Raw genomic sequence first — 26,131 nt, 5'->3', positions numbered from 1 at the left:
TAAACTAGAAAATAGGGAGTGTTTCCATTGATGATGGGAGGGTGCAAAGCATTGGAAAAACAAGAAAAAACCATCCGTATTTTAGTGGTTGACGATGAAGAGCGCATCCGGCGGCTCTTGAAAATGTATTTGGAGCGGGAAAACTATGTGATCGATGAGGCCGGCGACGGCAATGAAGCGTTGGAGAAGGCGTTGACGAATGATTATGACGTCATTTTGCTCGATCTGATGCTGCCGGGCAAAGATGGAATTGAGGTGTGCAAAGAAATCCGCGAGCAAAAAACGACGCCGATCATCATGTTGACGGCAAAAGGCGAAGAATCCAACCGCGTGCAAGGGTTTGAAGTCGGCACGGATGATTACATCGTCAAGCCGTTCAGTCCGCGCGAAGTCGTGCTGCGCGTAAAAGCGCTGTTGCGCCGCGCGGCGAACGCCGCCTACGCGCCGGTGGAGACGACGGCGAAAGACGTGCTTGTGTTTCCGCATTTGACGATTGACAACGATGCCCACCGGGTGACGGTCGACGGCAAGGAAGTCAGCTTAACGCCGAAAGAATATGAGCTGCTTCTCTTTTTGGCCCGCTCGCCCGACAAAGTGTTCGACCGCGAACAGCTGTTGAAGGAAGTATGGCATTACGAGTTTTTCGGCGACTTGCGCACGGTCGACACCCACATTAAACGGTTGCGCGAAAAGTTGAATAAAGCGTCGCCGCAGGCGGGAAAAATGATCGTCACCGTCTGGGGCGTCGGCTACAAGTTTGAGGCAGTGAGCGACTAATGTGGCTGTTTCGCAGCGTCGTCGGCAAGCTATGGTTTACGATTTTGTTGCTCGTTTCGTGCGTGCTGTTTATTTTAAGCATTTTGCTTATTAAATTTTTGGAAGATTATTATGTGCAGGAAGCGGAAAACGACTTGACCCGCCTGGCGACAAAAGTGGCCGAGGTGATGCACGATTACCGCGATGAGCAGCTTGCCCGCTCGATCGCTTGGACGCTTGTGGACAATCGAACGAAAGCCGTCATCGTCGCCGATGAGTCGCACTATTGGTATTCGCCTGGCGATGCTGGGTTGGACAATATGCCGCTGTCGTCGATTCGCCAAGATCGGGACTTGCGGCGTGTGCTGACAGATGGGAAAACGGTGAAAAAGCGTTTGTATATGCCGGAGCGGCATCCAAAAGAAAAGCTGCCCCGTGATATGATCATTGTCGGCGTGCCGATGTCGATGCCGGATGGCAGCCGAGGAGCTGTGTTTATCTATCAGTCGCTCGAGGCGATCGCCGACGCGACGGAGCGGACGAAAGAGTTAATTTTTCTCGCCGCGTTTATCGCCATTGTCATGACGACGTTTTTTGCCTTTTTCTTGTCGACGCGCATCACCGCTCCGCTCCGGAAAATGCGGCAAGCCGCGTTCGAAATGGCGCGGGGCCATTTCGATATGAAAGTGCCGATTTTAACGAACGATGAGATCGGTGGGCTGGCGATGGCGTTCAACCAAATGGGACGGCGTCTGCAGTTTAACATCAACGCCTTAAACCAGGAAAAAGAACAGCTCGCCAGCATTTTAAGCAGCATGGCCGACGGCGTCTTGACGTTTAACCGCGACGGGGAAATTTTGATTACGAACCCGCCGGCTGAGCGGTTTTTGCAGGCGTGGTATTTTGAGCAAGGAAACGACGCGGAAGCGATGGCGCCGTTGCCGCCGCAAGTGAAAGAGCTGTTCGCCCGCGTCGTTCGCGAGGAGAAGGAGCAATCGACCGAAGTGACGCTGCAGGGGCGGACGTGGGTCATTTTAATGACGCCGCTGTACGGCAAAACGATGGTGCGCGGCGCGGTGGCTGTTTTGCGCGACATGACCGAAGAGCGGCGGCTTGACAAGCTGCGCAAAGACTTTATCGCCAACGTTTCGCACGAATTGCGCACGCCGATTGCCATGCTTCAAGGCTACAGCGAGGCGATCATCGACGATATCGCGGCGAGCGAAGAAGAGAAGAAAGAGATGGCGAAAGTCATTTATGACGAGTCGCTGCGCATGGGCCGCCTTGTTAACGATTTGCTTGACTTGGCGCGCATGGAAGCTGGCCATATCGAGCTAGAGTACGAACAAGTCAAGCTTGTTCCTTACATCGAGCGGGTGATCCGCAAGTTTTACGGGCTGGCGAAAGAAAAGCAGATTGAGCTGACAGCCGAGTTTCGCGATCGGGACATCGAAATCGCTCTCGATCCGGATCGGATCGAACAGGTGCTGACGAACTTAATTGACAACGCCATCCGCCATACGGAATCGGGCGGCACAGTTCGCCTCATCATCGAACCAAGCGGCGACGGCGTGACGATCCATGTCCAAGACTCTGGTTCCGGCATTCCCGAAGAGGATTTGCCGTTTGTGTTTGAACGGTTTTACAAAGCCGATAAAGCGCGCACGCGTGGCCGTTCCGGCACCGGGTTAGGCCTTGCCATCGCCAAAAACATCGTCGAAGCGCATAAAGGGCTCATTACCGTTCACAGCAAACTGAACGAAGGAACGACGTTTTCGTTTTATTTGCCGGCCCGCGGACCGAAAGGAGCGTAGCGCCGTTTGGAAGAGCGGGGAAGCCACGGCTTCCCTGCTTCTTTCATGCTGAAGCGAACTGGTTGACGGATTTGTTTTAGTGGTATAGACAACTAGAATATATAATGTTATAATGAGATACAGAAAGTGGGGAATCGCGATGAAGCGGTGGATATTGAAAAATGCCGCGGTGTATGCAGAAACAGGAAACATTGAACAAGGGTATGTGCTGATCGAAGGGGAAAAAGTGGCCGCGATCGGGCCGATGTCGTCGTGCCCAACTGATGCAGGGGCGGAAGTGATCGAGCTTTCCTCACGGTTTTCCATCGTGCCGGGATTCATCGATGTCCATATTCATGGGGCGGCTGGGGCGGATGTCATGGATGCGACCCCGGAGGCGCTTTACAAGATGGCCAACGCCTTGCCGGCGGAAGGGACGACGAGCTTTTTGGCGACGACGATGACAGCGCCAAGTGAACAAATCGAAGCCGCGCTTCGCAACGTCGCTCGCTATATGGCGGAGGCGAACAGGCCGGGAGCCGCCGAAGTGCTCGGTGTTCATCTGGAAGGACCGTTTTTGTCGCCGAAGCGCGCCGGAGCGCAGCACCCGCGCCATCTCGCCGATCCGGACATCTCACTGTTCCAGCACTGGCAAAAGGCGGCGGGCGGCCATATCCGCCTTGTCACGCTTGCCCCAGAGCGGAACGGGGGGCTGGAACTTGCCTCCTACTTGAAACAGACGGGTGTGATCGCTTCGATCGGCCATTCCGATGCCGTTTACGACGAAGTAAAAGCGGCGGTCCATGCAGGGGTGACGCATGCGACCCACCTGTTCAATGGGATGCGCGGCATCCATCACCGTGAACCGGGTGTCGCCGGTGCTGTGCTTATGTTTGAAGAAGTGATGTGCGAGCTGATCGCCGACGGGTTGCACGTTGCGCCGCCGATGGTCCGCTTCGCTTACCGGAATAAAGGAAGCGATGGGCTCATATTAATCACCGATGCCATGCGGGCGAAATGTCTAGGTGATGGGCGATATGAACTTGGCGGCCAAGAGGTGACTGTTCGGGGCCAAGAGGCGCGGCTTGCCGACGGCACGCTGGCGGGAAGCGTGCTCAAGCTTGGCGAGGCCATCCGCCGTGTGCTCGATTATACTGGCTGCACGCTTGAAGAGGTGATCCGCATGGCGAGCTGGAATCCGGCGAAACAGCTTGGCTTGCTTGATCGGAAAGGCAGCTTGCGGCCCGGCAAAGACGCCGATGTCGCCGTTTTGAATGAACGATATGAAGTCATGATGACGTTTTGCCGCGGCGTTCTTGCTTATCGCAAACCGGATGAAAGGAGGAAGAGCGATGGCCATAACGCTTTTGGAAGCCGCTGACTATACCGAGATGAGCCGCCAGGCGGCGGACATCATCATCAAACAAGTCAAGGAAAAGCCGAACGCCGTTCTCGGCTTGGCGACCGGTTCGACGATGCTCGGCGTGTACCGCGAATTGGCCGCCGATCATCGGCAGCATGGGACATCGTATCGGCTTGTGCGCACGGTCAATTTGGATGAATACGTCGGCCTTGGTCCGGATCATCCGAACAGCTATCGCCATTATATGAATGAGCATTTGTTTTCAAAGCTTGACATCCCGCTTCACGAGACGCATGTGCCGAACGGCTTGGCTGCTGATCTTGACGAAGAATGCCGCCGCTACGAACGGCTCATCGATGAAGTGGGCGGCATCGATTTGCAGCTTTTGGGCATCGGCCGCAACGGCCATATCGGCTTTAACGAACCAGGGACGCCGTTTTCGACAGCCACCCACGTCGTCGAGCTGACCGAGTTGACACGGGAAGCGAACGCCCGCTTTTTCCCATCGCTTGATGACGTGCCGCGCCGTGCCATTACGATGGGGATTGCGACCATTTTGCGCAGCCGCCGCCTCGTGCTGTTGGCGTCGGGACGAGAAAAAGCAGAGGCCATGGCCCGGCTTCTCGAAGGCGTTGTCACACCGGACTTGCCGGCTTCCGCGCTTCACCTTCATCCGGACGTGACGATCATTGCCGACCGGGAGGCGCTCTCGCTCATTCCGAAGGAAAAGCGGCGGGTGGATGCGCCATGATCGATAAACAATCGCCGATTCCGATTTACTATCAGCTCGAGCAATATATAAAAGAAAAGATTGAAAAAGGAGAATGGCAGCCGGGCGAGATAATCCCGTCTGAGCGCGAGTTGGCGGAAATGTATGACATCAGCCGAATGACCGTTCGGCAGGCGGTCAACAATTTAGTGAACGATGGCTATCTCATCCGCCGGCGCGGGAAGGGGACGTTTGTCGCCGCCCAAAAAATCGAGCAGCCGCTGAAAGGGCTGACGAGCTTTTCCGAAGATATGCGGGCGCGTGGCCTGGAGCCGGGCACGATCGTCCTCAGCTTTGAGATGGTTCCGGCTTCCGAGAAGCTCGCTGAAGGACTTGGCGTCACGGAAGGCGATGACCTTTACGAAGTCCGCCGCCTTCGGTTGGCCGACGGCTTGCCGATGGCGTTGGAGACGCTGTACATTCCTGTCCATCTTGTTCCCGGGCTGACGCGTGATGTTGTAAGCGGTTCCGTCTATGAATTTATCGAAAAAGAAAAAGGTCTGGTCATCGGCTCTGCAGTTCAAACATTGGAAGCCTCGGTCGCCCGCCAGGTGGAGGCGGAGCATCTGAAGATGAAAGAAGGAGCGCCGGTGCTGCTGCTTGAGCGGCGCACGCACCTTGTCGACGGCCGGCCGCTTGAAGTCGTCAAATCGGTGTACCGCGGCGACCGGTACAAATTTATGATTGAGATGAAAAGGGGAGGATCATGATGTTAGGCTTTTTACAGACCCGCGAGCGAGAAAGCCCACTCCTTTAGGGATGGGATGAAAGCGAGCCGTTTTTCCAATATTGAATGATTTTATAAAAACCCGTGGTGCTAGATAAACTTGATCAAGCATAAAAATAGCCCTTGCTGGCGGATCTCCAGTAGAATGAAAGTGTCACCCAACATTCGAAAGGAGAGATCCCCCATGCAAGAGCACTTTCATTTTACTACAGATCGAGCCAAACTTCAAAAACAATATGCCGCCATTTTCTGTTTTGTTTCTGCCCAACTGTCGTTGATTCAAATGGATCTTCATCGCCGCAACCGTCACTTGGTCAAGCAAGAAGACGAAGTGGTTATGGCGGTTCACCTTTTGGGGAAGCTGCTGGGCTTTTCTTCCGAACGAGCCTGGCATCGCTTTGTCACGGGAAATTTGTTCACAAACGGCTCGTTTCTTGAACGCTCCCGATACAACCGCCGCTGCCGAGCGCTTGGCTTCGCGGTCAAATGGATTCGTCATGAACTGGCGAAACGTGGCCAACACCATGCTAGACATTGTCGACAGTTTGCCTCTTCCGTTGTGCCATCCCGCGAGAATGCAGCGCGTCAAGCGATTTCGAGGGATCGCGGATATGGGGTATTGTGCTTCCAAAAAGCAATGGTACTACGGTTTCAAGCTGCACCTTCAAGTGACCAATCAAGGGCTGGCCATGGGCTATGTCGTGACGGAAGCGTCCTACCACGACGTCAAAGCCGCTGAAACGGTGATGACTCCAATCCCTCATCCCTACAACTTTGGGGACAAAGGATACATCAGCCGCGCTCTTCGAGAAAAGCTGTACGAAGAACACCAAGCTGCGTTCTGGACACCGTCTCGACACAATCAAAAGCACGGCCCATCCAAGGCATGGGAAGAATGAATCCGAAAAAAACGCAAAGTCATCGAGACAGTGTTTTCGATTCTCGTAGACCAATACCGGATCACCGACATTCGAGCGAATTCCATTGCCGGGTTTGAAGTGGCACTCGATGGCATCTTATTGGCGTATTCCCTGGTCACACTAGGGCTAGTTGAGCGCTGACGCTCAACTAGCACCATGGGTTATAAAAAAATGGTATCCTGTAATCGCTACGAGGAGGTGAATCCATGCCGACGATCACACTAAGGCTGGAACTGCACAAGCCGACGAAAACCAAACAAGACATGTATGAACGGATGACAAAAGTGAATACCGCGTTTGCGAATTGGCTGTTGAATCATCCCGAGCTGAATCAAGCAACGAGCAAACTATTTAAAGAGTTTTCGTCGCAGCGGTTTCCTTCCGCCGTCGTCAATCAGACGATTCGAGAAGTGAAGTCCCAAAAGAAAAACCAGAAAACACATAATTTTCAAACATTATGGTGTTGCTTTAACAATCAAAACGTAAAGGTGGAAAAGAAAGGAGCGTTCTACACGGTTTCCTTCCCCACACTGGAGAAGCGAATTGGCGTGCCAGTGGTTGCGCGCCCCTACCAAGAAGCGTGGCTGAATCGGCTGCTGGACGGAACCGTCAAACAAGGGGCCGCCAAGCTCTACAAAAAGAGAAAGAAATGGTACTTGGCTGTTGCGGTCACATTTGAAGTGGAACCGCGACACGAAACAAAGGTGATGGGAGTTGATTTAGGGCTTCGCTATATCGCCGTGGCCAGCGTGGGAACGAAATCGTGGTTTTTCAAAGGGAACCAATGCGCCTTTGTGCGCCGACGCTATGCGGCTTTGCGGCGAACGTTGGGCAAAGCCAAGAAGCTCCAGATGATTCGCAAAATCGGCCGCAAAGAGTCCCGCTGGATGAAGGATCAAAATCACAAAATCAGCCGTCAAATCGTGAATGTTGCGCTCGCCAACGGTGTTGGCGTGATTCGGATGGAAGATTTGACAGGCATTCGGAAACGGGCAACATCGGCTAAAGAAGCAGGACGAAGCCTTCATTCTTGGGCATTTCACCAACTACAAACGATGATTGCCTATAAAGCCGAAATGGCAGGCATTCGGGTGGAGTGGGTGAATCCAACTTATACGAGCCAAACGTGTAAATGTGGACATCGAGAGAAAGCGAACCGAAACGGCATCTGCTTCCGATGCCAAAGGTGTGGATACACTCTCCACGCCGACTTGAATGGCGCCATCAACATCGCCAAAGCGATTTCGGGCTTCGCCTCCTAACCTAGCGCACTGGTCACAGGTGCGCCGCCCATCGGGGTACACTCTAACCCGATGGGACGGGGTGATGACACACCCCTAAACTTGGGCGTTGTCCGAACCAGAAATGGAGGAGGACGCGAACGACCCAAGAATCCCACGGCTTTAGCCGTGTGGAGTGTCAAAGCGGCTAGGAAAAGCGTTAATGCTGCCGATTGCCGTATTGCCGGCGGCGGGATTGCTGCTTCGGCTTGGCCAGCCTGATTTATTGAATATTCCGTTTATCGCCGCCGCGGGCGATGCGGTATTTTCCAACTTAGCGTTGATTTTCGCCATCGGCGTGGCGATCGGTTTTTCGAAAGACGGCAACGGCGCCGCCGCTCTGGCCGGCGCGATCGGTTACTTTGTCTTGACAAAAGGGGCCGCCGCGATTGATAAAGACATCAATATGTCTGTGTTGGGCGGCATCATCTCCGGAGTGATCGCCGGGCTTTTATACAATCGCTATCATGATATCAAGTTGCCCGACTGGCTAGGCTTCTTCGGCGGACGGCGGTTTGTGCCGATCGTGACATCGCTTGTCATGCTCGTGCTTGCCTTGATTTTTGGCTATGTATGGCCGCCGATTCAAGATGGCATCAACGCGGTCGGCCATTGGATCGTTGGCGCCGGGGCGGTTGGCGTCGGCATTTTCGGGTTCCTCAACCGGCTGCTCATTCCAGTCGGATTGCACCATGTGTTAAAACAATCGATTCAAGCGTCAGAAGGCAGGGTGATCGTCGCGGAAGTCATCGGGGAATTTGCGCCGCTGTATCCGGCGGTCACCAACGCCGAACTGGCCGCGGCGTTTGGGGCGGATTTGCCGACGATGAAACATTTTTTCGATCGCGACGTATTACAGAATGAGGGTACGGCGCCTTGTTAAGGCAAAACGCCGTTCATCCGCCAATAGGCGAGCGCCGATAAAACGTGGAAGGAGCCGGAGGAACATGAGCATGTTTGGAAAAGTCGCCGCCGATGTGCTTGGGCTAAGCGACATCGGTGCGGTCATTCAGCCGAAAGACTATGACAAAGTCGATGCCGATGATTATGTGATGCACGAGGATGGGGAGAAAATCTATTTTCTTATCAAATCAAAATCGGATGAGTATTGCTTCACCAACCGCGCGCTCATTCATTTGGACGGCACGAGCGCCGCGAGCAAAAAACGGACGCTGCGCCGCTACGATTACTATAAGCATCCGATTTCCGACGTGTCGCTTGAGACGGCCGGGACGGTCGATTTGGACGCGGAAATTAAATTTAAAATTGGATCACATTCCTACTCCATTGATGTGCATAAAAAGCATATTGAGGAACTGAAAGATTTGTATAAATCGCTGCTGGCGATCGCGGACATTTGCCATGAAAACGAAACGAAGTTCAACTATGCGGAGCGGAGTTTGGAACTGGCGGCCAAGGTGTTGGCCAACATGCGCGGTGACGGCGCCAATGTGTCGGCGGATTTTCAAGCCGTGAATGAATACGCTTTTCGCTGGCTGACGGAAGCGAAAAAGAACTATACGGTGAAGGATTTCGGCTTTGTGTTTGACAAATATATTCAACAGTGACGAGATGAAGGTTGTATCGGGGAAAGACGCCGTGCCAGAGGCGAGGTATCTTTCCTTAACCCGTGGTGCTAGATAAACTTGAGCAAGCATAAAAATAGCCCTTGCTGGCGGATCTCCTGTAGAATGAAAGTGCGACCTGCCATTCGAAAGGAGAATCCCCATGCAAGAGCACTTTCATTTTACTACAGATCGAGCCAAGATTCAAAAGCAATATGCCGCCATTTTCGTTTTTGTTTCTGCCCAACTTTCATGCATTCAGGTGCATCTTCACCGTCGAAATCGCCATTTGGTAAAGCAAGAGGACGCTGTCATCATCGCCATTCATCTTTTAGGAAAGCTGCTCGGTTTTACATCCGAACGGGCATGGCATCGTTTTGTCACGGGAAATTTGTTCACAAACGGCTCGTTTCTTGAACGCTCCCGATACAACCGCCGTTGCCGGGCGCTTGGCTTCGCTATCAAATGGATCCGCCATGAGCTGGCAAAACGCGGCCAACATCATGCCTATGCCGTCGTGGACAGCTTGCCGCTCCCGTTGTGCCATACGGCAAGAATGCATCGCGTCAAACAATTTCAAGAGATGGCAGACATCGGATATTGCGCTTCCAAAAAGCAATGGTACTACGGATTGAAGCTGCACCTTCAAGTGACTGATCAAGGGCTGCCGATGGGATATGTTATCACCGAAGCGTCTTGTCACGACCGGGTGGCCGCTGAAACCGTCATGACGCAAATTCCACATCCGTATAACTTCGGTGACAAAGGGTATATCAGCCAAACGCTGCGAAAGAAGCTGTACGAAGAGCACCGAGTCGCGTTTTGGACGCCCGTCCGAAACAATCAGCGAATTCGCCAATCGGATGCATGGAAACAATGGATGAAGCGAAAACGTAAAGTGGTGGAAACCGTGTTTTCGATTTTAGTCGATTCGTATCGGATCACCAAGATTCGCGCGAACTCGGTTTCTGGATTTGAAACGGCACTGGATGGTATTTTACTGGCTTACTCACTTGTTGTTCTCGGGCTAGTTGAGCGCTAGCGCTCAACTAGCACCACGGGTTTAAGGTATATAAGCTGTAATAAAGAATTTCCACGGTTTTGTATTAATGTTCAAGCCAGTATATAATGCGAGTATGCCGAGAGTCTGGTGGATAAACACTTTTTTGAATTATATAGATGCAATTTGAAGTTTTCACATTGGTAGCTTTTACTGAGCATTGGATTGACTGTCGAACGACCGAACAACACCGCTTTCAGCCCCATGTATGGGTCTGAGAAGCGGGTGGTTGTTCAGTCGTCCGTCATGCCTTGGCGTGACGGAGGCAAGCAAAGGCTTGCCCTCGACAGTCGAAAAATCGATAAGTGGCTTTTCTGTCAAAGATATGTTAAACGTTTTGGTTGCACCTATATAAGTGTTTTAAGACACAGAAGGAATATTAAAATATAGGTATAGAAAGGGTTGAGGAATTTGAAGATTAAAGATGTATTTGGGGATTTGCCTACACTTACTACTGAACGTTTAATATTAAGAAAATTAACGTTAGATGATGCATATGATTTATTTGATTATGCGTCAAATCCGGAAAACTGCAAATATTTACCTTGGAGACCTCATCATACCATTGAAGATTCAATTCAATTTTTAGAATTTGTAATTAAGTCTTATAAAGAAGGTAGTTTAGCTCCGTGGGGAATCGTTTCAAAAGCAGACAATAAAATGATCGGGACAATTGATATAGTTAAATGGTTACCCAATCATCATAAAGCTGAGATAGGTTTTGTTTTATCGTATAAGTATTGGGGGAAGGGATTAGCAGTTGAAGCGGCTAATAAAATCATTGAATTTGGTTTTGACAAGATGGAATTAAACAGAATTGAGGCATTTGCTATGATTGAAAATGTTCAATCTTTAAGAGTTTTACAAAAGTTAGGGATGCAATTTGAAGGGGTTATGAGAGAACATTGGTATATTAAAGGTAAATTTAGGGATATGGCTATATACTCTATTCTAAAACGAGATTATTTTAAATCAAGGAACGGGTTGCAAAACGCATAACGGATGAATAAAGGGACACAAAAAATCCACTCTTATTGGGAATCATATACAGTTACTAAAAAACTTCAAAGGGGTGACACTATCAAGAGTTCCAATTCTTTGATCGAATACACCGATGAAATCGATCCTCTTTTAGAGGCTTTATTTCGATGCATCGATCAACTTTTTTCTGGAAATACCTTATGTGGCGGGAAGATCACAGGTGTCTAAAAAGGTAATTGATTAAATGTTTATTTTGGAAAACGTGCTTTACGATCGATTCTTTGTAGCAGTTGATGAACATCTTCCGCTGTTTTTGCTATTTTTGATGTATTTATGAGTCTCTCATCTGTCCACCTTTTCAAGGACCAGCCGATGCTTTCAAAAGTAAGAATTTTCTGATGTTCATCATCATCTCTTAAACGATGTATGTGTTTAATCTCTGAAAGTGATCATGGTGGATGGTACGGCCCTTTGAAACATTCTTGTAGTATGATCTCCAAACAAAATGGGTCATTTCAACTCGGTATTACTAGTTTAAAGGTATAAAGAACGGTTGAACAAGTGAGAATTCTTTTTGTTTTCTCGATTAACCGCTGGAATAGTGGAGAAACAAAAGGTGCCTATGGTTATGTGATTGCTGTCTTCTTGAAAACTGGATTTGAAAAGTGTCTGTTTGATCTCCATAATGCGTTGAATGGATATTTGATCAATTAAAGATTAACGGGGTAGAGCAGCCGCGTTGGTATAGATTTCATTGCTATCTGTTACATGTACAATTATAAATCATTATTGGAAATTTTTAATTTACACTCTATTTTTACCGCGTTATCAATTATAAGAAGAAGTTAAATTCTGAATATATATAAAAAGATATGTATTGCATGATGTTTAGTTACCCGTGGTGCTAGATAAAATCAGACGAGCATAAAAATAGTCCTTGTATGAAAATCTCCTTTTAAAATGAAAGTGCTCATCTAACATTAGAAAGGAGAAATCCCATACAAGAGCGTCTTCATTTTACAACGGATCAAGCGGAAATTCAAAAGCAATATACGGCGATCTTGTTCTTGGTATCAGCGCAACTGTCTGGCGGCTCTAAATGTATTGTAGCGCTGAAATCGTCATTTGTTAAAGCAAGGAAATGGGTCATAATCGCCATTCATATTCTTGGAAAGTTGTTTTGTTTTACTTCGGAACGAGCAGGGTATCAGTATGTCATTGGAAACTTATTCACTAGGGAGATGTTCCCTGAACGCTCTCGATATAACTGTTGTTGTCGGTTGCTCCGTTTTTCCGTTAAATAGAGTTTTTCTAATAGATCCGTCACCAACTAGCGAGGCACGGACAACATCATGCCTATGCTGTTGTGGAGATCTTGTCCCTCTTGCGCTGTGTCATCACGTGAGGCGTTAATGTTCAACTAGCACCACGGATTTTCCTTATTTTTTTCAAGATGGCAGTATAGATGGGGCAGCTGCTTTTTTTCTGCAGGAGAGGGCTAGGATCATTCCGCGATGTAGGAGGAGAGCTTGATGGATAAACACCAACAAGCCATTATCACCGTTTCAGCCTATATTACGAATGACACGGGAGAGGTTTTGCTTGTTAAAAGCTATGACCGCTCCGATACGTGGGAAATGCCGGGTGGACAAGTTGAACCGGGCGAGCCGCTCGATCGGGCCGTTCATCGTGAGGTGCATGAAGAGACTGGCGTTGACATCCGTCTCATTGGGGTCAGCGGCGTGTACTACAATGAAACTAAAAATATCATAAACATTGCATTTAAAGCGACATATGTGAAAGGAAACGTTTTTCCCCAGCCTGAGGAAATTCAAGAGGCGAAGTTTGTGTTGATCGATGAGTCGAATATTGATGAATATGTGACATGGCCGCATTTGAAATCGCGGGTGCTCGATGCGATGAAAAGGGGATGCTCTGTTCCTTATGAAGCATGGGTCATGAATCCGTCTCGATTATCTGCAAGAGTGGGAAGGTGAAGTGCTGTAAATTCATAGTTGTCAAATGCTAAACGCTGCATTATTATAAAAATGTCCATATCCCATAACTGAATCCATTCGCAGCAAGGCGCCGAAAAGGCTTAATAGGGAATCCGGTGGGAATCCGGAGCTGTCCCCGCAACTGTCAATGCGGACGAAATGAAATCGCCACTGTACGGACGGATGGCTTGCGCTGTTTTCCGTACGGGAAGGCTTCAGAGTAGGATGAAGCATGAGCCAGTAGACCTGCCTTGCTTGCCGCAGTTTCCGAATCTTCGGGGGGTGAGACGCGGAAACAGTCGCATAGGGCATTGTTGTGCCCATTGGCGGTCTGTTTCGCGCTCATTCCCAGATTTAGGCGGAATGGGCGTTTTTTATTGTACATACATCACTGAAGGGGGAATGACGGATGAAACGTTGGACATGGCCGGCGGTGGTGGCGGTGTTCTTCCTTCTGGCCGCCGTGCTGGTCGGCTGCAGCGGTGGAGCCAATAGCAACGCCCAGCCAGCGAAAAAAGAAGAACCGAAAACGGAACAAGCGGCGTTTCCGGTGACGGTGAAAGACGGGCTTGGCGAGGATGTCACGATCAAAGCGGAACCGAAAAAGATCGTCTCGCTCATCCCAAGCAATACGGAAATCGCCTATGCGTTGGGGTTGGGCGATAAGATCGTCGGCGTCAGCGATTTTGACAATTACCCGGAAGACGTCAAAACGAAAACGAAAATCGGCGGCATGGAATTCAACGTCGAGAAAATCATTTCGCTCAAACCGGATCTTGTCTTGGCCCACGCGTCAAGCGCCCATAACTCGCGCGATGGCCTCAAGCAATTGAAAGACGCCGGCATCACCGTGCTTGTCGTGAATGACGCGAAGTCGTTCGACGATGTATATGCGTCCATCGACTTGATCGGCAAAGCGACCGGGACGACAGACAAAGCGAAGCAAGTGATTGATGAGATGAAAGAGAAGCTTGCGAAAATCAAAGAAAAAGCGAAACAAATCCCGGCGGACAAACAGGCCAATGTCTGGATTGAAGTGTCGCCGCCGCCGCAAATTTATACGGCCGGCAAAGGGACGTTTATGGATGAGATGCTTCAAGTGATTTCGGCGAAAAACGTCGCCGGCAGCTTGGAAGGCTGGCCGATGGTGACGGAAGAAAAAGCCGTGGCCTATAAGCCGGATGTCATCATCACGACATACGGCGGAGCGAAGCAAGTGTTGGCGCGCGCCGCTTGGAAAGACGTGCCGGCGGTGAAAAACAAGCGGGTGTATGACGTCAACACCGACTTAGTAAGCCGACCGGGTCCGCGCCTTGTCGAAGGGGTCGAGGAACTTGCCAAAGCCATTTACCCGGATGTGTTCAAGTAAAATGTGGATGTATATATTGGCCGTCACCGCGGCCGTGTTATCGCTTCTCGTAGGGATATCGACAGGATCGCTGTCGATTCCCTTTTCTTCTATTGTCCGCATTTTGGCGGCTGAATGGTTCGGAGCGGCGCTGCCTCGCCACATTCCGGCTGATTGGGTGCCGATCGTGATGGCGATCCGCTTGCCGCGCGTCGTGCTTGCGTTTTTGGTCGGGGCGTCATTGGCGCTGGCCGGGGCCGCGTTTCAAGGGCTGTTAAAAAATGCGCTCGCCGATCCGTACACGCTCGGTGTCTCGTCCGGCGCGTCGGTCGGGGCGGTGCTCGTCATCTTTCTCGGCTGGCAATGGCCGTTCTTTGGCACGTTTACGCTGCCGGTCGTGAGCATCTTGTTTGGCATGGCGACGCTTGCCGCCGTTTTGGCGTTCACTCGCGCTGTGGAGCGGCGCATGTCGGTTGAGACGATCATTTTAGCCGGCATTATCTTCGGCGCGTTTTTCAGCGCGTTCATTTCGCTCATGATCGCGTTGACCGGGGAAGAATTGCGGCAAATCATCTCATGGCTGATGGGAAGCGTCGCGATGCGCGGCTGGAAATACAGCGGGCTTTTGTTGCCGTTTTTTCTCATCGGCGCGGCGGTGCTTCTCGCCAACGGCCGCGAGTTGAACGCGTTTGCTTTTGGCGAGGCGGCGGCGCTTCATGTCGGCGTTGATGTTACGCGCCGAAAAGTCATCATTTTGACGGCGGCGGCGCTGCTCACCGGCGCGGCGGTGTCGGTGTCCGGGACGATCGGTTTTGTTGGGCTCGTTGTTCCGCATATGGTTCGGCTTGTGTGCGGGCCAAACTACCGGGTGCTGCTGCCGCTGTCGCTCTTGTATGGCGGGGCGTTTCTTGTGCTTGCCGATGTGGCGGCGCGGACGATCATCGAACCGCGCGAACTGCCGATCGGCGTCATCACCGCGCTGATCGGCGCCCCGCTATTTGCCGTCTTGTTTTTCCGAAAAATGAAGCGAAAGATGGGATGATGATGCTCGAGGTGCGGGCCGTATCGCATCGGTATGGACCAAAGCAAGTGCTTGATCGTGTGACGTTTTCCGTGGAAAAAGGGGAGCTTTTTGGCATCGTCGGGCCGAACGGCAGCGGAAAAACGACGCTGCTGAAACTCATTTGCAAAGAGCTGCCGCTGGCAAGCGGGGAGATCGTCATCGATGGCCGAAAGCTCTCGGCGCTGTCTGCGAAGCAATGGGCGCGGATGGCCGCCGTCTTGCCGCAGACAGCGGAGGCGGCGCCCGGCTATACGGTGAGGGAAACGGTGGCGCTCGGCCGCTATCCTCATCAGCGCGGCTTCTTTCCGACGTGGACGGAGGACGATGAAGCCGCCCTCCGAGACGCGCTTGCGGCCGTCGGCCTGACGGGGAAAATCGATGAACCGCTCGAACGATTGAGCGGCGGCGAGCGGCAGCGCGCCTATTTGGCCCGCGCACTCGCCCAAGAGCCCAAGCTGCTCTTGCTCGATGAGCCGACGAACCATATGGATGTGAGCGGCCAAGTCCGGCTTTTGGACCGGCTCGCCGAAGCGGCGCACGCCCGCGGCTTGACGGTCGTCGCCGTTTTCCACGATATGAATGCGGCGAGCTTGTATTGCGATCGGGTGCTCGTGCTGAACAAAGGGAAAATAGCCGCGCTCGGCGCCCCTGCGGATGTCATGACGCCGGCGTTGCTTGAGGAAGTGTTTGCCGCGCCGATTGTGCGTCTGGCCCATCCGGCGTCGGCAACGCCGATGTTTTCGTTCATGCCGAACAAGAAGCAAGGGGAATCGCCGGTCGGCGGGCTGCGGCTTTCCTTTCTTGATGACGCCGCTGTGCTTACTGCGGCCGCGCCGCTTCGCGTCCTGTCCTCGGCATTGATCGGCGCCGGATTTCAATGGGCGACCCATTTTGTCAACCGCCAAGTCGGGTTGGATTACGATTGCAGTGATGCGGAAGGAGACATGCGCCGCTATTTGGAGCAGCACGGGTTTCCGCCGGAACGAACGGTCGGCATGATGACGGCGGTTGATGTCCGGGATGCTGTTTGGCTTCAGAAAGAAGGGGAAGCGTTTTCGGTTGCGGTCATGGCGACCGCTGGCGTCGGCAATGCGGTTGATGCCGCTCGGGCGTGGCAGCATAAGCCGCTTGCGGCAAGGCCGGGAACGATCAATATGGTGATTGTCATTGACGGAGTGCTGACGGAAGCGGCGTTTGTCCAGGCGATGATGACGGCGACGGAAGCGAAGGTAAAAGCGCTCGCCGATCGTTCCGTTTGCGACCCGGAAACAAGGACGCTTGCCACCGGCACGTCGACCGATTCGCTCGCCGTGGCGGCGACGCAAACCGGGCGGACGTTTGCCTATGCCGGAACGGCGACGGAACTCGGGCGCGCGATCGGTCGGCTCGTGTATGAAGCGACGATCGAGGCGCTTGACCGCTACAAGCGGCGGAGGGGGCGGCGATGACGCATTTGCTGGCAATGACGTTGGCTTTGCTGTTGGATGCGCTGCTTGGCGACCCGCGCTGGCTGCCGCACCCTGTGCGCGGGATGGGAACGCTGATTGCGTGGCTTGACCGCCGCTGGAATCAAGGAACAAAGCGGCGGGCGAAAGGGGCGGCGGCCGTGGCGGTCGTGTTGGCCGCTGTTTACGGGGTATCGGCGTTGGTCGTTTATGTGGGCTACGCGCTGTCCGTATACGTGGGGGTGGCGATTGAGGCGGCGCTCATTTTCACCACCATTGCGACCAAAAGCCTCGCTGAAGCGGCTGAGGATGTGCGCCGGCCGCTTGAAGCGGGCGATCTTCCCGAGGCGCGGCGGGCGCTGTCGATGATCGTTGGCCGCGACACCGAGCGGCTCGATGAGGCCGGCATCACCCGCGCCTGCGTCGAAACGGTGGCGGAAAATACGAGCGACGGCATCACGGCTCCGCTCTTTTACGCGGCCTTGGGCGGCGCGCCGCTTGCCATGCTGTACCGGGCAGTGAACACGTGCGATTCGATGCTCGGCTATAAAAATGAAACGTATCGCGAATTTGGCTGGGCGGCCGCCCGGCTGGACGATGCGCTCAACTACATTCCGGCGCGGCTGACGGCGCTCGTGATGGTGTTGGTCTGCGGCGGCCGCCGCCTTCGTTTGGCGCTGTCGATCTTATTTCGCGATGCCCGCCGCCACCCAAGCCCGAACAGCGGCTGGCCCGAGGCGGCGATGGCTGGATTGCTTGGGGTGCAGCTGGGCGGGACGAATACATATGGCGGCGTCGTCTCTGAGCGGCCGACACTCGGCGATCCCGATGTTCCGCTGCGCTCGGTTCATATTCGCCAGGCGGTCGGCATCATGATCAGAACGGTGCTCGCCTTTACGTTATTGCTGCTATGGATCGGGGGGATGATCGTTGCGTTGGCCGGCGCATGGGGCGAATCCGCGCGCGTTGTATGAGCAATGCGGATTGGCCCCTCCGAACGAATACATTGATTTCAGCGTCAATACGAACCCATATCGACTGCCGCCGTCGGCTTGGCCGAACGGCGAGGAATGGATTCGCTGGGCCGGTGAGTATCCGGATTCGGAAGCGAAGGCGCTCAGGGAGCTCGTTGCCAAGCAGGAGCAGATTCGACCCGGACAAGTGCTGGTGACGAACGGGGCAGCGGAGGCGATTTATTTGTTGGCCGCACTATTTGCCGGCCGGCGCGTCGGCATCTTGGAGCCGACGTTTTCCGAGTATCGGCGCGCCTGCCTTGCTTACGGATGCGAAGTCAAGTCTTTGCTGGCAGAGGAAAACCGCGGTTTTTCGTACGACATTGACCAAGCGGCGGCATGGGCAGCGGAATGCGACGCGGTTTTTTTCTGTCATCCGAACAATCCGACCGGAACCGTGATGCCGGAGCGTGATCTCCGCTCGCTCGTCGCTGCAGCGGACCAAGCGGGGACGTATATCGTGGTGGATGAGGCGTTCTATCCGTTTTGGCGCGGCGGATTTACAGCCATGCGGTGGCTGGATCGCTATCCGCGCCTCATTGTGCTTCGATCGTTGACGAAAATCCATCATCTGGCCGGCGCGCGCCTTGGTTATGTCGCTGCCGGCGAGGCGGTGATCGCTTCGCTGAAAACGCATCAGCCGCCATGGAGCACAAACTGCATCGCCCAACAATTGGCGCTTCGTTTCATGGCGATGGAATCGTTTGTCAAGTGGACGAAAGAACGGATCGCCGCCGAGCGGGAGCGCGTGTTTCGGTCGCTGCCGGCCGGCCGGTATGCCGTCTCGCCATCGGTGGTCAATTTTTACTTGCTGCGTCCGCTCTCCGGACGGACAGAGGATTTGTTTTTCTATTTATTGCAGCAAGGAATCGTCCCGCGGCATACAATGAATTTTCTAGGACTCAACGGACGTTACGTGCGGCTTGCGGTCAAAACGCAGGTGGAAAACGATCGGCTGCTTGAAGCGCTTGCGAGGTGGGATGGATGATCGTGTTTGTCAGCGGCGCCGCGCGCAGCGGAAAAAGTGAAGCGGCAGAGATGTGCGCCATCCGGCTTTCTCGCGGCGGTCGGCTTCACTATATCGCCACCGCGCAGGCAATGGATGAAGAAATGGAAGCGCGCATCCGCCGTCATCAAGAGCGGCGCGCGGCGCAGGCCGCGCATTGGACAGTGTGGGAAACCCCGTTCTCTTCTCAGGAGATTGCCGCTTCCCTGCGCCCAGATGATGTCGTCCTGCTTGATTGCTTGACGGCCTGGCTGGCTTACGAACTGTTTTCCGGGGAACATTGGAAAACAGAAGAGGACGACCGGGCCACCGCACGCCGCTTGCTTGACGGAGTGCGGGCGTGGGATGCCGCCTGCCGCGCGGTCGTGATTGTATCGAACGAGCTGTTTGCCGGGGGTGTTCCGGATGATCCTGGCACATTTCGCTACATGAAAACGCTTGGCTCGCTTCACCAACAGTTGGTCGCGGAAGCGGCGGCCGCCGCGGTCGTTGAATGCGGCCTTCTCCGCGTGAAAAAAGGGCGGTGGCCGGGATGAAGCAAGCATGGAACGGATGGCTGTTGGCGCTGCAGCTGTTTACCACGATCCCGATTCGGCGCTCGATCGAATGGAACGCCGCCCATGTCCGCTGGCTCGTGCGCTGTATGCCGCTTGCGGGGGCGCTGATCGGGGCGCTTTCGGCCGGAGTGTATGCACTCTTTTCCTCGTTTTCATTCAGCTCGCCGCTTGTTTGGGCGCTTCTTCTTCTTTGGCTTGGCATTTGGATGGCCGGGGGGATGCACGCTGACGGCTTTATGGATGTGAGCGACGCGTTTTTTTCGTACCGCGACGTCAAGCGGCGGCAAGAGATCATGTCCGATTCGCGCGTCGGCGCGTTTGCGGTGTTGTCGCTTATTTGTTTGTTGTCATTTCGTTGGCTGTTTCTGTACGAATCGCTCCAGACAGGCGTTCCGCCGGCGCTGTTCGCCGCCGTTCCGCTGTTGTCGCGGGCCGGGGCTGTCTGGCTTCTTTCCGCCGGCAAGCTGGCGAAGCCGACAGGAATGGCGTCAGCGCTTCGCGAATATAGTTCATGGCGCGATGCAGCATGGGCGCTGGGATTGACATGCCTTGTGCTTTTGCTTCTTCCGGCGGCGGGCGTTCCGCTGGCGGTGGTTGCAGTGCTGGCCGCGGTGATGGCGCTTTGTTCCCTCGCGGCAAAGCCGTGGGCGGAAAAGCAGTTTGGCGGCGTGAGCGGCGATGTGCTCGGGGCGTTCATCGAAGGGGGAGAGACGGTGCTATGGGGCGTCATTTGGCTGTTACACTCATCCGCCATGGGATGACGGAACAAAACAGACGCCGAGCGTATATCGGCTGGACGGACGCACCGCTTTCGCCTGAGGAGCATCGCCGGCTGCGCGGCTTGCGGATCGAGTGGCCATGTCCGGTTGATTGTCTCGTGGCAAGCGATCTGCGCCGCTGCCAAGAAACGGCCGCCTTGCTGTTTGGCGGACGCGGGGCAGATTGGTGCACCAGCCGTTGGCGCGAGCTTCACTTTGGCGCTTGGGAAGGAAAAACGTTTGCTGAGCTGGAAGCGGAGCCCGCCTACCGCCAATGGCTTGCGTCGCCCTTTTCTGCGGCGCCGCCCGGCGGGGAGCGTTATGCCGACTTTCAAGCGCGCATCAAACAGGCGCTTGCGGAGACGATTGCTTTCGCTGAGCGGGCGGGCGCCCGTCATGTGGCTGTCATCACCCATGGCGGCCCGATTCGCCTCCTGCTCGAGCAGTATGCGCCCGATGCCCGTTCGTTTTGGGAATGGGAGGTGCCATTTGCCGGCGGATATACATTGGAATCGACGATCGAGCGTTGGAAAGGGGGAGAGCGGTGCATTTCGTTATCGGTGGTGCGTTTCAAGGAAAACGAAAATGGGTGAGGGAACGGTATGGAATAAATGATGGAGTTCATATTGTATGGCATAACGGTTATGTGGAGCCGTATAGGCCGCCGGATGGCATCGAAACGGCAAAAACGGTCGTCTTTGACGGGTTGGAAGCCGCCATCCGCCCCCGTCCGGACCCAGACGAGTGGGAATCCTATTTCCGCGCTTGGCAGCGGTGGGAAGCGGCAGCGCCTAACCGCACGGTCGTTTGGATCGGCACCGATGTGACGCAAGGCGTTGTTCCGGTTGATCCGCAAGAGCGGCGCTGGCGCGACGCCGTGGGAATGTGCTACCAGCGACTAGCTTCCTTGTGCTGCCGCGTCGACCGGCTTTGGTGCGGACTGGCGGAGCAATTGAAATAAGGGGGAGAGGAACAGTGAAATTGTATACGCGAACAGGAGACCAAGGGAAAACGAGTTTAGTCGGCGGGCGCGTGGACAAAGACCATTTGCGCGTCGAGGCGTACGGAACGATTGACGAGGCGAATTCGTTCATCGGATGGGCGCTTGCGTTATTGGCCGGCGATGAACGGTTTCGCGACCTTTGCGCTGAGCTGCAAAAAATCCAGCACGAGCTGTTTGACTGCGGCGGCGACCTAGCCATCGTCAACGGCAAGCTTCCGTATAAGGTGACCGAGGCGATGGTCACATTTTTAGAAGAGCGCATTGATGCGCACGTGCAAGAAGCGCCGCCATTGCAAAAATTCATTTTGCCGGGCGGCTCCAAGGCGGCTGCGGCGCTCCATATGGCGCGTACGGTGGCAAGACGGGCGGAGCGGTGCATCGTTTCCTTGCAAAAAGCGGAGCCGATCAACGATGTTGTGCTCAAATATATGAACCGCCTGTCCGATTATTTGTTCGCCGCTGCCCGGGTCGTGAACGCGCGTTTAGGGGTGAAGGACATCGAGTATGAACGGAGCGCGATTGTGTTCCGCGACAAGGAGGAGAAACAATGAACCGCCGCTTGGCTTGGACGGCCGTTTGTTTGGCGCTTTCGGCGATCGGATCGTTCATCAAGCTGCCGACGTTTGTCGGCAGCATCGCTTTGGACAGCGCACCGGCGCTTGTCGCCGCCGGGGTTCTTGGCCCGCGCGCCGGAGCGGCGGTCGCTGGGCTTGGGCATTTGGTTTCGGCGTTGATCGGCGGTTTTCCGCTCGGCCCAGTTCATTGGTTTGTCGCTCTTGAAATGGCGGGGCTTGGCGCCCTGTTCGCCGTGCTGCATCGGCGGGGATGGAAAATCGGCAACGCTGTCGTCTTTTTCATCGGCAATGCGTTTTTGGCGCCGTTGCCGCTTGCCGTTTCGTTCGGCTGGCCGTTTGTTTTTGCCGTCATTCCGCCGCTTTCGGCAGCCGCGGCGGTCAACGTGTTGATCGCTTTGGCCGTCATGCCGGTTGTCGTCCGGTTGGCGGCGAAAGCGGGGGTGGAGGCGCCGCATGCGTGATGTGCTTTTCCTTCCGTTTGCCGACGGCATGGAGCTCGCCGTTGCGGCCGACGGTTCGGCGGCGGTCGGGGACAAGCCGGGCGATGCGGTGTCCGTCTCGGTGGATGTTGTTGCGTATTTTTCCGCCCGCGTTGCCTTGATGGAATTGTTAAGCGTCGGAGCGGAAGCGAGGGTCGTCGTGCTGCAAAACTTCATCGCTGATGACCGGTGGGAAGCTCTTTGCCGCGGTGTCAGGAGAACGTGCCGCGAGCTGGGGATCGATCTCCCGATCACCGGCAGCACGGAATCGAATTTTCCCACCGTGCAGTCGGCGCTTGGAGTGACGGCCATCGGGACGGTGGCCAACGAACGGAAACGAATCGGCATCACGCCCGAAGAGGCGAAGTTTGCCGTCATCGGCCGTCCTCTCGTCGGCTCGGCCGTGCTTTCGCATCCGGAATGGGTTGCGCCGCTTCCGCTGTTTGCCGCGCTTCTCCGCACACCATACATTTACGAATTGATTCCCATCGGCTCGAAAGGTATTTATTACGAATGGACACAGCTGTTAGCCGCTAACGGCCGCCAAGGGCGGGCCTGCGCATGCCCGCTTCCGCTCTTTTCCTCCGGCGGCCCGGCGACGTCGGTGCTTGTCAGTTATGATCCAGATGGCGAACGTGAAATCAAAAAGCAAGCCGGCTCTCTCTTTTTTCCACTGCACGTCGAGTGGTAAAAGCCGGCTGCTTTTGGTGAAAAAATCATTCCCTTTTTCGCTCGGACCCGTTATCATGAAGATAATGGGATTTTTTTGTCGTGGTCCATGGAGGAGATAGGGGGAGAGAAGCGATGGACCCCGTCTTTGAACAGTTGTATGAAAAGTACCATCATGATTTGTTTAATTTTTTATTCTACATGGTGCGGAATCGAGAGCAGGCCGAAGATTTGGTTCAGGAAGTGTACGTCAGAGTGCTGCGCTCATACAAACGATTTAAAGGGCAGTGCAGCGAAAAAACGTGGCTGCTGTCCATTGCGCGCCATGTGGCCATTGATTTTTTCCGCAAGCAAAAACGCCGACGCCAATGGGCTGGTTCGGCGGAATGGAGCGAGGAACAAATCGGCGCCGACGAGCCGATTCCTGAGGAAATGGCGATTCAAAAAGAGGAGATTCAGCTTATGTACCGTGGTTTGGCGCGCTGCACGGTTGATCAGCGGCTTGTGCTCGTCCTTCGATTCATCCAGTCGCTGTCGATCGCGGAAACGGCGGAAGCGCTCGGCTGGACGGAAAGTAAAGTGAAAACAACGCAGCACCGCGCACTAAAGGCGCTCAAGCAATATATGGAGGAAGAGGCAAAACAGGAGGGGTGGCGGTGTGAAAAAGCTCAATTGGAATGAGCGATGCATTGAACATGGCCTTGAACAGTTGCCCGTCATCAAAGACCGGCGCACGAAAGAAGAAGTGTATGTCCGGCTGGTGCGCGCTCAGCGGATGGCGCGCTGGAAGCGGCGTTGGCTCCCAGCGGTTGCATCGGCGGCCGTGCTTGCATTGGCGGTTTATGCCGGTCCGCATTTTATCGTTCCAACACGTTCGGACAAAAACGAGGCTTCCTCATCCCCTGTTCAGACGCTAGAGGCGGATGGCGCTTCCTCTCACCCAAAAGCGATGATGGCCGCCAGCGAACCGGCGAATGCAGTGGTGATTGCCTTGCCCGATGAGCGAATCGGCCAAGTGGTGCCAGTGGTTGTTCCCCTTCCTGGCCGTTTTGCGCCGAAAGAACGGCTGTCCGCGGCGCTCGGTGAGCTTGCCCGTTCCCCGTTGCGTGAGGCGTCCGCGTGGCTCGACGGTGTGAAGATGGCCCCGGCGGCAGGCGATGGGCGCGTATGGGTTGTTCGCGTTCCAGCGAGCCATCGCGTGTTTGCCGCCAGCCATGAGGAACAGCGCCTCTTTTTCGACGCGGTCATGGAAACAGTGCGGCAGATGGGCGGGCGAAGCATCCGCTTTTTCACTGGGGAGGAGGAGGGGCTCGATTTGCCAGTGTTGGGTCGTCTAAAAACGACAAAAATCAATGAGCAGAAGCGAATGTATTATCAAAACCGCTCCTCCTCCTTCGGCTATCCGGTGCTCATCCCGGCGCTAGGCAGCGCCCGCTCGTTTCCTGAGGCGCTGCAGCAGATGAAAAAATCGACGATCCACGGGCTTGAGCCGGCCATTCCACCAGGGGTGGAAGTTGATTCGGTCGATGTCGATGCGCGCCATGCTACGGTCCGGCTTCATTTGTCCGCTCGACCAAGCGCGGAAGAAGCGGCGAGCATGGCGGAGGCCGTGCTGCTGACGGCGAAAGAGTTTGGGTTGCTTGACGTCACATTCGAATCGAGCGGGTTATCGACTCTTGGCCCGTATCCGCTTGGGAAGCCGATCAACGTGCCGGCCGGACCGAACGCCGCGTTGCTGGCAACCGGCCCGTAGCCGCCAGCGTGAGCTCTTAGCGGTTTTTTTGTTAATGTTGACGCGAGGCCGTTCTATCGGCGTTCGTTTTGACATAAGACATATATGGTGCGACATAGGCAAGGAGGGATGGAAATGGGCGATGTGATGAGACGCCTCTTGGCGGTGGCTGGCGTGGCGGTATGCGTCGGACTGTTGTTTCTTGTCGGCGCCAACGGATGATTGGATGAATATTCGCAAAACGGTTGTCCTTTCTTGCGGTAATGCGTTATAATGAGAAAAACAGCAGGAGAGGAGAAACGCCGATGTTGACCGATTACCATAACCATTTGGAACGAGGGACGTTGACGCTGGACTATTTGCGCCAGTTCACCGACGAAGCGGCGAAAAAAGGCATCCAGCATTTCGGCATTTCCGAGCACGCGTACCATTTTTACCAAACGAAAAACATTTTGTCCAATCCGTGGGTCGACGCGCGCCGCTGCTACGATATGGACGATTATGTCCGGCTGTTCCACGAAGCGTGGGATGCGGGCCTCGATGTGAAAATGTCGATCGAAATGGATTATACGCCGGGCAAACACGAGGAAATGGCCGCCTTTATCCGCTCATACGAGTTTGACTATGTCATCGGTTCGATCCATTGGGTCGACGATTTCGGCATCGACTTAGCCGAATATCGCCACGAGTGGGAACGGCGCGATTTGTACGATACATACCGCAAATATTTCGATCAAGTCGTGACGCTCGCCGAGTCGAATTTGTTTGACATTATCGGCCACCTCGATTTGGTGAAAATTTTTAAATACGTCCCGGAAGATGAGGAATTTTTGCTTGAACAATACGATCGGGCGACAACAGCGCTCGCCAATTCGAAAACGTGCGTCGAAATCAGCACCGCCGGGCTGCGCAAGCCGGTTGGCGAACTGTATCCGGATCCGCGCCTGCTCCAAATGTGCTATGACAAAGGCATTCCGATTGTGTTGTCGTCCGACGCGCACGTGCCTGAGCATGTCGGCGCCGATTTTGACAAGGCGGTGGAACTCGCCCGCAGTGTCGGCTACACCGAGCTGATGACGTTCTCGAAAGGGGAGCGGAAGGCGGTGCCGCTCGGCTGAACGGAACTGACAAAACACGAGGGTGTCCCAAAAGGATCGGGACACCCTTTCTTAGTATGTAGGCGTAAAACAATCATGAAGAAACGATGCATTGTGTTTGGTTTAAGGAAAAACAACCTTTTGGGTCATGATCATCGCCTTTTCGCAAGAGGGA

Annotated in this window: 25 protein-coding genes, 3 pseudogenes and 1 riboswitch; all 28 genes and pseudogenes read left to right on the top strand. The window is 54.2% G+C overall.

The window, feature by feature from the left end:
• Positions 1-30 precede the first annotated feature (30 nt).
• Entirely contained in the window at positions 31-777 is a 747-nt protein-coding gene (locus GHH_RS11645) for a response regulator transcription factor (protein ID WP_041470533.1), read from the top strand.
• On the top strand, positions 777-2,570 hold the full coding sequence (locus GHH_RS11640) for an ATP-binding protein (protein WP_015375307.1): 1,794 nt from the start codon (positions 777-779) through the stop codon (positions 2,568-2,570). The genes GHH_RS11645 and GHH_RS11640 overlap by 1 nt, the downstream gene beginning before the upstream one ends.
• A gap of 139 nt (positions 2,571-2,709) precedes the next feature.
• The gene (gene nagA, locus GHH_RS11635; RefSeq protein ID WP_015375306.1) at positions 2,710-3,930 is read left to right on the top strand and encodes an N-acetylglucosamine-6-phosphate deacetylase; all 1,221 of its coding nucleotides are present in this window, start codon (positions 2,710-2,712) and stop codon (positions 3,928-3,930) included.
• Positions 3,902-4,663 carry a glucosamine-6-phosphate deaminase gene (gene nagB, locus GHH_RS11630; RefSeq protein WP_015375305.1) on the top strand — a complete coding sequence of 254 codons (762 nt, stop codon included), beginning with the start codon at positions 3,902-3,904 and terminating at the stop codon, positions 4,661-4,663. The genes nagA and nagB overlap by 29 nt, the downstream gene beginning before the upstream one ends.
• Complete coding sequence (locus GHH_RS11625) at positions 4,660-5,391, top strand: GntR family transcriptional regulator (protein ID WP_015375304.1); 732 nt, start codon at positions 4,660-4,662, stop codon at positions 5,389-5,391. Before nagB ends, GHH_RS11625 begins: the two co-directional genes overlap by 4 nt.
• 201 nt (positions 5,392-5,592) lie before the next feature.
• Positions 5,593-6,469, top strand: a pseudogene (locus tag GHH_RS11620) (IS982 family transposase).
• Positions 6,470-6,534: 65 nt separating this feature from the next.
• On the top strand, positions 6,535-7,590 hold the full coding sequence (locus tag GHH_RS11615; protein WP_015375302.1) for an RNA-guided endonuclease TnpB family protein: 1,056 nt from the start codon (positions 6,535-6,537) through the stop codon (positions 7,588-7,590).
• 181 nt (positions 7,591-7,771) lie between these two features.
• Positions 7,772-8,320: pseudogene (locus GHH_RS11610) on the top strand (PTS transporter subunit EIIC); the annotation flags it as partial.
• A gap of 241 nt (positions 8,321-8,561) precedes the next feature.
• A complete protein-coding gene (locus GHH_RS11605) occupies positions 8,562-9,176 on the top strand; it encodes a PH domain-containing protein (protein ID WP_015375300.1) in 615 nt (204 codons plus the stop codon).
• A 160-nt stretch (positions 9,177-9,336) separates the two neighbouring features.
• Positions 9,337-10,215, top strand: a complete 879-nt coding sequence (locus GHH_RS11600; RefSeq protein ID WP_015375299.1) for an IS982 family transposase — start codon at positions 9,337-9,339, stop codon at positions 10,213-10,215.
• A 429-nt stretch (positions 10,216-10,644) separates the two neighbouring features.
• Positions 10,645-11,232: a GNAT family N-acetyltransferase gene (locus tag GHH_RS11595; protein WP_015375298.1), complete on the top strand. Its 588-nt coding sequence runs from the start codon at positions 10,645-10,647 to the stop codon at positions 11,230-11,232.
• A gap of 980 nt (positions 11,233-12,212) precedes the next feature.
• A pseudogene (locus GHH_RS19735) lies at positions 12,213-12,621 on the top strand (IS982 family transposase); the annotation flags it as partial.
• 122 nt (positions 12,622-12,743) lie between these two features.
• Positions 12,744-13,211 (top strand): NUDIX hydrolase, encoded by a 468-nt coding sequence (locus GHH_RS11590; RefSeq protein WP_370643323.1) that lies wholly within the window; start codon positions 12,744-12,746, stop codon positions 13,209-13,211.
• 69 nt (positions 13,212-13,280) lie between these two features.
• Positions 13,281-13,480, top strand: a riboswitch (cobalamin riboswitch).
• Between the two features lie 140 nt (positions 13,481-13,620).
• On the top strand, positions 13,621-14,580 hold the full coding sequence (locus tag GHH_RS11585; protein ID WP_015375295.1) for an ABC transporter substrate-binding protein: 960 nt from the start codon (positions 13,621-13,623) through the stop codon (positions 14,578-14,580).
• Positions 14,567-15,601 carry an iron ABC transporter permease gene (locus GHH_RS11580; protein ID WP_201764090.1) on the top strand — a complete coding sequence of 345 codons (1,035 nt, stop codon included), beginning with the start codon at positions 14,567-14,569 and terminating at the stop codon, positions 15,599-15,601. The genes GHH_RS11585 and GHH_RS11580 overlap by 14 nt, the downstream gene beginning before the upstream one ends.
• A complete protein-coding gene (locus GHH_RS11575) occupies positions 15,598-17,070 on the top strand; it encodes an adenosylcobinamide amidohydrolase (RefSeq protein ID WP_041470529.1) in 1,473 nt (490 codons plus the stop codon). Before GHH_RS11580 ends, GHH_RS11575 begins: the two co-directional genes overlap by 4 nt.
• Positions 17,067-18,041, top strand: coding sequence for an adenosylcobinamide-phosphate synthase CbiB (gene cbiB / locus GHH_RS11570; RefSeq protein WP_015375292.1), 975 nt, complete (start codon positions 17,067-17,069; stop codon positions 18,039-18,041). The genes GHH_RS11575 and cbiB overlap by 4 nt, the downstream gene beginning before the upstream one ends.
• On the top strand, positions 17,998-19,068 hold the full coding sequence (gene cobD / locus GHH_RS11565; RefSeq protein WP_015375291.1) for a threonine-phosphate decarboxylase CobD: 1,071 nt from the start codon (positions 17,998-18,000) through the stop codon (positions 19,066-19,068). The genes cbiB and cobD overlap by 44 nt, the downstream gene beginning before the upstream one ends.
• On the top strand, positions 19,065-19,622 hold the full coding sequence (locus GHH_RS11560; RefSeq protein ID WP_015375290.1) for a bifunctional adenosylcobinamide kinase/adenosylcobinamide-phosphate guanylyltransferase: 558 nt from the start codon (positions 19,065-19,067) through the stop codon (positions 19,620-19,622). Before cobD ends, GHH_RS11560 begins: the two co-directional genes overlap by 4 nt.
• Complete coding sequence (gene cobS, locus GHH_RS11555; RefSeq protein WP_015375289.1) at positions 19,619-20,404, top strand: adenosylcobinamide-GDP ribazoletransferase; 786 nt, start codon at positions 19,619-19,621, stop codon at positions 20,402-20,404. Before GHH_RS11560 ends, cobS begins: the two co-directional genes overlap by 4 nt.
• Positions 20,362-20,994, top strand: coding sequence for a histidine phosphatase family protein (locus GHH_RS11550; protein ID WP_015375288.1), 633 nt, complete (start codon positions 20,362-20,364; stop codon positions 20,992-20,994). The genes cobS and GHH_RS11550 overlap by 43 nt, the downstream gene beginning before the upstream one ends.
• Positions 20,946-21,362, top strand: a complete 417-nt coding sequence (locus GHH_RS11545; protein WP_011231741.1) for a bifunctional adenosylcobinamide kinase/adenosylcobinamide-phosphate guanylyltransferase — start codon at positions 20,946-20,948, stop codon at positions 21,360-21,362. Before GHH_RS11550 ends, GHH_RS11545 begins: the two co-directional genes overlap by 49 nt.
• A gap of 14 nt (positions 21,363-21,376) precedes the next feature.
• Positions 21,377-21,955, top strand: a complete 579-nt coding sequence (locus GHH_RS11540; RefSeq protein WP_011231740.1) for a cob(I)yrinic acid a,c-diamide adenosyltransferase — start codon at positions 21,377-21,379, stop codon at positions 21,953-21,955.
• Complete coding sequence (locus GHH_RS11535; RefSeq protein ID WP_015375287.1) at positions 21,952-22,440, top strand: ECF transporter S component; 489 nt, start codon at positions 21,952-21,954, stop codon at positions 22,438-22,440. The genes GHH_RS11540 and GHH_RS11535 overlap by 4 nt, the downstream gene beginning before the upstream one ends.
• Positions 22,433-23,149: an AIR synthase related protein gene (locus GHH_RS11530; RefSeq protein WP_015375286.1), complete on the top strand. Its 717-nt coding sequence runs from the start codon at positions 22,433-22,435 to the stop codon at positions 23,147-23,149. The genes GHH_RS11535 and GHH_RS11530 overlap by 8 nt, the downstream gene beginning before the upstream one ends.
• A gap of 113 nt (positions 23,150-23,262) precedes the next feature.
• Positions 23,263-23,808: an RNA polymerase sigma factor SigX gene (gene sigX, locus GHH_RS11525; protein WP_011231737.1), complete on the top strand. Its 546-nt coding sequence runs from the start codon at positions 23,263-23,265 to the stop codon at positions 23,806-23,808.
• On the top strand, positions 23,786-24,880 hold the full coding sequence (locus tag GHH_RS11520) for a GerMN domain-containing protein (RefSeq protein WP_011231736.1): 1,095 nt from the start codon (positions 23,786-23,788) through the stop codon (positions 24,878-24,880). The genes sigX and GHH_RS11520 overlap by 23 nt, the downstream gene beginning before the upstream one ends.
• Positions 24,881-25,164: 284 nt before the next feature.
• On the top strand, positions 25,165-25,977 hold the full coding sequence (locus GHH_RS11515; RefSeq protein WP_015375285.1) for a histidinol-phosphatase: 813 nt from the start codon (positions 25,165-25,167) through the stop codon (positions 25,975-25,977).
• The last annotated feature ends 154 nt before the right edge of the window (positions 25,978-26,131 follow it).

This window comes from Geobacillus sp. GHH01 (genome assembly GCF_000336445.1).
Classification (GTDB): Bacteria; Bacillota; Bacilli; order Bacillales; family Anoxybacillaceae; genus Geobacillus; species Geobacillus zalihae.
This window is presented reverse-complemented; position numbering and strand designations above follow the sequence as displayed.

Coding starts and splice junctions, on each gene's coding strand:
- GHH_RS11585 (WP_015375295.1), top strand. CDS start 13,621: ATGAAACGTTGGACATGGCCGGCGGTGGTGGCGGTGTTCTTCCTTCTG.
- GHH_RS11575 (WP_041470529.1), top strand. CDS start 15,598: ATGATGATGCTCGAGGTGCGGGCCGTATCGCATCGGTATGGACCAAAG.
- GHH_RS11515 (WP_015375285.1), top strand. CDS start 25,165: ATGTTGACCGATTACCATAACCATTTGGAACGAGGGACGTTGACGCTG.
- GHH_RS11580 (WP_201764090.1), top strand. CDS start 14,567: ATGTGTTCAAGTAAAATGTGGATGTATATATTGGCCGTCACCGCGGCC.
- GHH_RS11605 (WP_015375300.1), top strand. CDS start 8,562: ATGTTTGGAAAAGTCGCCGCCGATGTGCTTGGGCTAAGCGACATCGGT.
- nagA (WP_015375306.1), top strand. CDS start 2,710: ATGAAGCGGTGGATATTGAAAAATGCCGCGGTGTATGCAGAAACAGGA.
- GHH_RS11615 (WP_015375302.1), top strand. CDS start 6,535: ATGCCGACGATCACACTAAGGCTGGAACTGCACAAGCCGACGAAAACC.
- GHH_RS11530 (WP_015375286.1), top strand. CDS start 22,433: ATGCGTGATGTGCTTTTCCTTCCGTTTGCCGACGGCATGGAGCTCGCC.
- GHH_RS11600 (WP_015375299.1), top strand. CDS start 9,337: ATGCAAGAGCACTTTCATTTTACTACAGATCGAGCCAAGATTCAAAAG.
- sigX (WP_011231737.1), top strand. CDS start 23,263: ATGGACCCCGTCTTTGAACAGTTGTATGAAAAGTACCATCATGATTTG.
- GHH_RS11550 (WP_015375288.1), top strand. CDS start 20,362: ATGGGGCGTCATTTGGCTGTTACACTCATCCGCCATGGGATGACGGAA.
- GHH_RS11535 (WP_015375287.1), top strand. CDS start 21,952: ATGAACCGCCGCTTGGCTTGGACGGCCGTTTGTTTGGCGCTTTCGGCG.
- nagB (WP_015375305.1), top strand. CDS start 3,902: ATGGCCATAACGCTTTTGGAAGCCGCTGACTATACCGAGATGAGCCGC.
- GHH_RS11625 (WP_015375304.1), top strand. CDS start 4,660: ATGATCGATAAACAATCGCCGATTCCGATTTACTATCAGCTCGAGCAA.
- GHH_RS11645 (WP_041470533.1), top strand. CDS start 31: ATGATGGGAGGGTGCAAAGCATTGGAAAAACAAGAAAAAACCATCCGT.
- GHH_RS11640 (WP_015375307.1), top strand. CDS start 777: ATGTGGCTGTTTCGCAGCGTCGTCGGCAAGCTATGGTTTACGATTTTG.
- GHH_RS11560 (WP_015375290.1), top strand. CDS start 19,065: ATGATCGTGTTTGTCAGCGGCGCCGCGCGCAGCGGAAAAAGTGAAGCG.
- cbiB (WP_015375292.1), top strand. CDS start 17,067: ATGACGCATTTGCTGGCAATGACGTTGGCTTTGCTGTTGGATGCGCTG.
- cobS (WP_015375289.1), top strand. CDS start 19,619: ATGAAGCAAGCATGGAACGGATGGCTGTTGGCGCTGCAGCTGTTTACC.